Annotated in this window: 4 protein-coding genes; 3 read left to right on the top strand and 1 reads right to left on the bottom strand. The window is 56.9% G+C overall.

All coding sequences use genetic code 11. The features are described 5' to 3' along the window. On the top strand, window positions 1-289 hold a 289-nt coding region (locus QU481_RS23330), incomplete at its 5' end, for a transposase (protein WP_289828758.1). Between the two features lie 290 nt (window positions 290-579). On the opposite strand, the gene QU481_RS23335 is transcribed toward QU481_RS23330, so the two are convergent. Beyond that, on the bottom strand, window positions 580-2,886 hold the full coding sequence (locus QU481_RS23335; RefSeq protein ID WP_289832351.1) for an NADP-dependent malic enzyme: 2,307 nt from the start codon (window positions 2,884-2,886) through the stop codon (window positions 580-582). Window positions 2,887-3,046: 160 nt separating this feature from the next. Between QU481_RS23335 and QU481_RS23340 the strand changes: the two genes are divergently transcribed. Then, window positions 3,047-4,027 carry a LysR substrate-binding domain-containing protein gene (locus tag QU481_RS23340; RefSeq protein WP_289832352.1) on the top strand — a complete coding sequence of 327 codons (981 nt, stop codon included), beginning with the start codon at window positions 3,047-3,049 and terminating at the stop codon, window positions 4,025-4,027. A 928-nt stretch (window positions 4,028-4,955) separates the two neighbouring features. Continuing rightward, a partial coding sequence (locus QU481_RS23345) for an IS1634 family transposase (RefSeq protein WP_289831990.1) occupies window positions 4,956-6,617 on the top strand: 1,662 nt, incomplete at its 3' end.

Raw genomic sequence — 6,617 nt, forward strand, 5'->3', positions numbered from 1 at the left:
GTTTGTGATCGTCGATGGCCATCCGATCCACAAGGCGAAGCTGGTCAGGGACTATGTGGAGAGCTTGGAAGGCAAGCTCAACCTGTTCTACTTGCCGCCTTACTCGCCGCAACTGAATCCGGACGAGCAGGTCTGGGCGCACGTGAAGCGCCAGGTATCAAAGCGTCTGGTGCAAAACCATGAGGAAATGAAGCGGCTAGCAATCGGCGCCTTGCGTCGAATCCAAAAGCTACCCGGGCTGGTGAAATCGTTCTTCCGCCAGCCTGAGTGCCAATATGCCTGCCAGTGACAATACTTTTGCAAAGCTTAGTATGAGCTGTCGTCCTCGTATGAGTCGGTTCTTTCCCCGGCTTCACAAACTGGCCTAGTAGTATTTTCCATAACTGGCACTTCATTACGTAATTGCATGCACGTGCTCAGCCAATTGCAGTAGCTTAAACATCCTCTCAGGCGGGGACATGCCGCCATTGTCGGCGGCATGTTTAGATGGGCTGAAACGGCTTATGGATGCCAAAATCCGAGACGTTGTTGAACTTTGGCCTTGCAAGCGTGAAATTGCTACTTAACCTTTTCAGATATTCAGAGGGACGATTCATCATAAGGCTGACGGTTTGCCTCCATGACAGTCAGAGCCGCCATATTGACGATTCGACGCACAGTGGAGCTGGAGGTCAGAATATTGACTGGCGCATTCACGCCCAGTAGGAACGGCCCCACTGCGACATTGCTACCAGCCTCCGTCTTCAGCAGGTTATAGGCGATGTTTCCGGCATCGACATTGGGGCAGACCAACAGATTGGCAGCGCCCTTCAGGCGAGAGTGTGGCAGGATGTTCATCCGTAGCGTTTCATCTAGTGCGCAGTCGCCGTGCATTTCGCCATCGATCTCCAGTTCAGGTGCTTTTTGTTGCACCAATTCGAGAGCACGTCGCATCTTGCGGCCGGATGCGGAGCTGTTCGAGCCGAAGTTGGAGCGTGAAAGCAAGGCCACCTTGGGCTGCATGTGCAGCATTTCCATTTCCTCAGCGGCGGCGATGGTGAATTCGGCAATCTGCTCGGCTGTCGGGTCGTCGTTGACGTGAGTGTCCACGAGTGCCACCGTGCGCTTTTCCAGCAACAGGATGTTCATGGCCGCATAGGTATTCGCTCCCTGTTTGCGACCAATCACCTGGTCGATGTAGCGTAGGTGGTCGTGATAGCTGCCGACCGTACCGCAGATCATGCCGTCGGCGTCTCCCATACGTACCATCATGGCGCCGATCAGGGTGAGCCGGCGGCGCATTTCCACCCGTGCCATTTCCTTGGTGATGCCATCGCGGCACATCAGCTCCCAGTAGGTGGTCCAATACTGGTGGAAACGCTCATCGTATTCTGGGTTGGTGACCTCGACATCTTCACCCAGTCGCAGCCGCAGACCGAACTTTTCGATGCGTTTGAGCAGAACCTCAGGTCTGCCCACGAGGATTGGCCGTGCCAGTTTTTCGTCCACGATCACCTGCACCGCGCGCAGTACACGTTCGTCTTCGCCTTCAGTAAACACGATGCGGGTCTTGCCACCTTCTCGCACCTGCTGCTTGGCCGCGGCAAACAGCGGTTTCATGAAGCTGCCGGAATGGTAGACAAACTGTTGCAGCTGTTCGGTATAGGCCTCCAGATCGGCCACTGGTCGGGTAGCCACACCGCTTTCCATTGCCGCCTTGGCCACAGCCGGGGCGATGCGCACGATCAGGCGAGGATCGAACGGCTTGGGAATCAGGTATTGCGGGCCAAAGCTTAGATCATAGGAGTCATAAGCGGCTGCCACCACTTCGTTCTGCTCTTCCTCGGCCAAACTGGCAATGGCATGGACCGCCGCTACTTCCATCTCGCGGGTGATGGTGGTGGCCCCCACGTCCAGCGCGCCACGGAAAATGTAGGGGAAGCACAGGACGTTGTTGACCTGGTTGGGATAGTCGGAACGGCCAGTGGCCATCACCACATCGTCGCGCACGGCGTGAGCGACTTCCGGCAGGATTTCCGGGGTAGGGTTGGCCAGCGCCAGGATCAGTGGGCGCGGTGCCATGCATGCCACCATCTCCGGCTTGAGCACGCCCCCTGCCGATAAGCCGAGGAAGACATCGGCCTGGTTGATCACCTCGCCCAGCGTCCGGGCGCTGGTGCTTTGGGCAAAGCGGGCCTTAGCCGGATCCATCAGGACTGTGCGGCCCTGATAGACCACGCCCTCGATGTCGGTCACCCAGATGTTTTCCAGTGGCAGGCCCAGCTGTACCATCAAATCCAGGCAGGTCAGCGCAGCAGCACCGGCACCGGAAGTGACCACTTTCACTTCGGTAATGTTCTTGCCCACAACCTTCAAACCGTTGATGAAGGCTGCCGCCACCGTGATGGCGGTACCATGCTGGTCGTCATGGAACACAGGAATCTTCATGCGCTCGCGCAGCTTGCGTTCCACCTCAAAGCATTCGGGTGCCTTGATGTCTTCCAGGTTGATGCCACCGAAGGTGGCTTCCAGGCCGGCGATGATTTCGACCAGCTTGTCCGGATCGGTTTCGCTAATTTCGATGTCGAACACGTCGATGCCGGCAAACTTCTTGAACAGCACAGCCTTGCCTTCCATCACCGGCTTGGCGGCCAGTGCTCCAATGTTTCCGAGACCCAGCACGGCGGTGCCGTTGGTGATGACGCCGACCAGGTTGGAGCGGGCGGTGTAGCGGCTGGCATTGAGCGGGTCGGCCACGATTTCCTCGCAGGCAGCGGCCACGCCCGGGGTGTAGGCCAGCGCCAGGTCGCGCTGGGTCACCAGCGGCTTGCTGGCATTGACGGCGATTTTGCCCGGGGTAGGAGTGGCGTGATAGTCCAGAGCTGCCTGTCGGTCGATCATGTCCATTGCTTGGCCTCGTTTGTGTGATGGGGGTTGTCTGCTGTTGGCAGCATGGTTTTAAGTGGCTGCATACCTCAACTGGTGAAAAGTCTAGCGCTGATACATAAGGTAATTATTTTGATTTAATATGAATCCATAAGGTTCACGTTATGGAATGGCCTCTAACATGGTGGAAAAAGGCTCCGGCGAGCTGTTGCACAGATTGAGTAGCCGGCTGAAGATGCGGCACCTGATTCTGCTGCTGCAGATCCAGCAACACGGTTCCCTGACCCGTGTAGCCGAGCACATGGCCAGCAGTCAGCCGGCAGTGACCAATGCTTTGGCCGAACTAGAAAGCATGTTCGGGGGCCCGCTATTCGACCGCTCCAGCCGTGGCATGGCGCCCACCGCGCTGGGTAAGCGGGTGCTGGCCCGCGCCCAGGCAATGATCCACGACTTGGGACATCTAGCACGTGATGTGGAAAGTGCTTCCCTTGGTCGTGCCGTGCATCTGCATGTTGGCGTGACTCCCTTCATTCCCGGCCGTCTGCTGTCTGCCGCTATCCAGCGCGCCTTTCCTGATACGGATGAGCGGCTGACGGTTACCATCCATGAAGGCACCAGCGACCAGCTGTTGTCACAATTGCGTGACCACTCGCTGGACATTGTGCTGGGCCGCATCTCCTCAACGGTCGAGCTTGAGAATGTCCGGTTTGATGTGCTGTACCGGCAGCAGCCCAGACTCATTGCCAGCCGCCGTTTGGCCGCCCAATTGGGCCGGGTGCGGATGGACTGGCGTCAGCTGGCCGAGCTGGATTGGATTCTCGGTGCGCCGCATACGCGGATAAGGGAGCAGGTGGCGGATATATTCCTGGCCGCTGGGGTGGTGCCGCCGGCCCCCATCGTCGAGAGTTATTCTTCCAAGTTGATCGGCGAAATGATTGTAGCCAGTGATCACGCCGTGTCCATTGTCCCGGCTGACATTGCGGAAGAAATGGTCCGTACGGCCGGCGTGGCTATCGTCCCTTATTCATTCAACTGGAATCTGCCGCCGATAGCCATGTTCACTCGCGCCGAGAGTCTGCCTGCTGCCGCTGTTGAGCTGTTTGGGGCTGCACTGCTCCAGCTATGTAAGGAGTCTCAGACAATTAGTCTTACAAACCAGTGAAATAGTTTCCATTGAAATAAATTATTGATGTGATTTAAATTTCTCCGGAAACGTGAAAGAGGAGAGCCCAACGGAATTGACACCTGCTGGGCTGTATAGATCTGACTGACCATAGTTTTTAACTTGCATGCCTCTAGCTCCCCACCATCATGAGGAGCACACAGAATTCATAAAATAAAGCACGCTAAGTCGATAGCATTCATGCCGCCACGAGCGCCGAATTTGACTTGTAGCTCGTGTGTCAGATTGGAGCGCACCCACTTGGCACGAAAAAGGCAGGCACAACATCATCGCAGTGTCTGCCGTTGGCCTCGGTTATTGGGCAATTAGTAAAATGGGGAGTTTTTTTGTGATGACGAGCCTGGGCCACACCGGGAACGAAAACTGCAGTGACTGCGGTAATTGATAGCAGTGCTGTTAAGAATATGGCTATGAGTTTGCGTATCGACATGATTGTTACCCCTTCTTATGTCGATCAACTTAAACGGCACAGCCGCTAGTGGGTCGGAGGCCGTGCCTTGGTATAGCCATTCAGTCATGTATGGCCACTTACTGGTGCGCAACGGGCTGAAATGCGACCTGTTGGGCGGACGGAATCTCCGCGTAATGAGCCCATGATTGCCTAACTGGGGCACGCACCTAGGCAGGTGCACTCCAGCATCCCCCAAAAATGTGTCAAACTAGGGCCAATTTCTTAATTTATGGACACATTTCAGATAGGCGACAGAATCTATCTGTACACAAATCAACAACAAGGGAAGGGACACCCGAGTTCGACAGTTCGCCCCCAAAAATTGTCTGTTTTCGCTGCTGACCTCTAATAACCATGCGGGTTTCAGTGTCGATTTCGCCAAAACTCTTGTGGTGGCACGTTTTTGACCATAAAACCGTTATTTGACATGCACTATATGCCTGATAAAGTGACGGCATGTTTGTCAAAGTCACCAAGTCCGGCAGCCGCCGTTACGTTCAACTGGTCGAGTCTTACCGGGGGGAGGATGGGCGCGTCAAAAAACGCACCGTCGCCACCCTCGGACGGCTTGACCAGATTGGCTCGGAGCTCGAGTCCGTCATTTCCGGCTTACTGCGCCTGACCGGTCGTTCCATGCCTGACCATGTCGCACCGACCTTCGAATCGGCCCGTGCACTGGGTGACGTTTGGGCGTTGACCGAGCTTTGGGAAGAACTGGGCTTTGGTCAGCTGCGCAAAGCCTTCCGCCGTACCCGCCACAGCATCGACATAGAAGCCTTGGTTCGGGTGATGGTGCTTAATCGACTGTGCGACCCCGACTCCAAGCTCGGTGTGCTGCGCTGGCTGGAAACCGTCAGCCTGCCTGGCATCGTTGCCGAAGCCATCGAGCACCAGCACCTGCTGCGTGCGATGGATGCCTTGATCGTGCATCAAGACGCCGTCGACCAGGTCGTGTCTGCGTTGCTACGTCCGCTGCTCGATCAGGAACTGGCAGTGGTGTTCTATGACATGACCACCATCCGTGCCGAAGGCCTGTCGCAGCAGGATGGCGATGTGCGCAAATTCGGCATGGCCAAGGAAGGCGTGATCGCCCGCCAGTTCATGCTCGGCGTGGTGCAGACTGCCGACGGCATTCCGCTCTACCACGAAGTGTTCGATGGTAATACCGCCGAAGTCACGACGCTCAAGCCGACCATCGAGAAGGTGATCCAGCGTTTCCCGATCCGGCGTGTGATCGCCGTCGCCGACCGTGGGCTGCTGTCCACCGACAACCTGGCCGAATTGCAGGCGATCAGCCTGCCGAGCGGTCAGCCGCTCGAATTCATCCTGGCGGTGCCGGGGCGCCGCTACTCCGACTTCGTCGAGTTACTGACACCGTTTCAGCAGGCGGATTGCCTGAATGCAACCCAGGAAGTCACCGGTGAGCTTGAATGGGAAGGCTTGCGCCTGATCATCGCGCATAACCCGGAAACCGCCGCTGAGCAAGGCGCACAGCGCGACCGTCTGATCGCCGAGCTGGAGCGGAAGGCAGCCGAATGGACCGGCAAACTCGATGCGCAAGATGCCGGCAAACGTAGCCGAGGCCGTAAGCTATCGGATGGTGGCGCGCGGGCGCGTTTCTACCATGAGGTATGCGAAGCACACTTGGCGCGCATCGTCCGCGTCAATCTCAAGAGTGAGCTGTTCAGCTACGACATCGACGCACAGGCGCTGGCGCATGCACGGCTGATGGACGGCAAACTCCTGCTGGTGACCAATACCGCTGATCTGAAGCCCGACGAAGTCATCGAGCGCTATAAGTCACTCGCGGATATCGAACGCGGCTTCCGCGTGCTGAAGTCGGAAATCGAAATCGGACCGGTCTACCACCGGCTGCCGGACCGTATCCGTGCCCACGCCATGATCTGCTTCATGGCTTTGGTTCTGTATCGAGTAATGCGCCAGCGCCTTGCTGCCAGTGAAAGTAGCCTGTCGCCCGAACGGGCGCTATCACTGCTGCGTCGGATTCAACACCACCGCGTGACCTTGAACAACACTCAGCCAATCTCGGGGATCTCATCGATTAGCCAGGAACAAACCAGCATCCTGTCTGCTTTGCAGGTCAAGAAACCGACCGCC

The sequence above is a fragment of the Crenobacter oryzisoli genome (assembly GCF_030385785.1).
Taxonomy (GTDB): domain Bacteria; phylum Pseudomonadota; class Gammaproteobacteria; order Burkholderiales; family Chromobacteriaceae; genus Crenobacter_A; species Crenobacter_A oryzisoli.